At 63.3% G+C, this 1,034-nt stretch carries 1 protein-coding gene; it reads left to right on the top strand.

Annotation, left to right across the window (positions count from 1 at the left end; all coding sequences use genetic code 11):
• Positions 1-44: 44 nt before the first annotated feature.
• A partial coding sequence (locus D3227_RS40370; RefSeq protein WP_120019464.1) for an IS110 family RNA-guided transposase occupies positions 45-1,034 on the top strand: 990 nt, incomplete at its 3' end.

The following is a 1,034-nucleotide window of genomic DNA, read 5'->3' on the forward strand; positions in this document are numbered from 1 at the left end:
GGCATGGCACCATCGTCGTTTGATAGAAGCGATAGAGGTGTCCCATGACCCAGGTTGACGATCTGAGCCGTTCGCTCGTCCCGTTTGATCAAAATAGCAGCGTAATCGTCGTTGTTGAAATGAGTGAATCGAGTTGGTTGGCGGCGGGACAGGTTCCCGGCATTGAACGCTTGCCTCTGAAAAAGTTGGAGCCTGATCCTATTGCTTTGCTGCGGCTGGTGGAGCGGTGGCGTGACGAGGCGGTCAAGGTGGGCAATGCAATCGAACGGATTGCGCTGGCCTTCGAGGCCGGGCGCGATGGGTTCTGGCTGGCGCGGTGGCTGGAGAGGCGCGGCATCGAGGTGCACGTCGTCCATTCGACTAGCGTCGCGGTGTCGCGCGAGCATCGTCGGGCGAAGACCGATCGGTTGGACACGGCGATGCTGATGCGCGTCTTCCTGGGCTGGCTACGCGGCGAGCGTGGGCATTGCGGGATGGTCGCAGTTCCGACGCTCGAGGAAGAGGATGCCAGGCGTCCAAGCCGTGAGCGGGAAAGTCTGGTCAGCGAGCGCACGCGGATCATCAACCGCATGAAGGCGATCCTGGCGTGGCTCGGGATCCGCAGCTTCAATCCCAAATTGCGAAAGGCAGTACAGCGCCTTGACGGGCTGCGGACACCGGACGGTCTGCCACTGCTACCCAATACGATCGATGAGCTCCGGCGCGACATGGCCCGGCTCGCCATGGTCTGCGAGCAAATCAAAGCGATCGAGAAGGCCCGCCTTGCGCGTCTCGAACAGGAGCCGGCGGCGGGGCCGCACGCGATGGTGCGTCTCATCGCCAGCATTATCGGCATCGGCATCGAGACAGCAGACATGCTGGTTCAGGAGGTGCTCTCCCGCAATCTTCGCGACCGGCGGGCTGTGGCGCGCTATGCCGGCCTGACCGGCGCGCCCGACGAAAGTGGCTCCAAGCGGCGCCAGAAGGGACTGGCGAAGGCAGGTAACGCCCGCGTCCGTCGCGGCCTGATCCAGCTTGCTTGGCGCTTTCTGCGG

Origin of the sequence: Mesorhizobium waimense (assembly GCF_003601975.1) — a bacterium.
GTDB lineage: Bacteria > Pseudomonadota > Alphaproteobacteria > Rhizobiales > Rhizobiaceae > Mesorhizobium > Mesorhizobium waimense.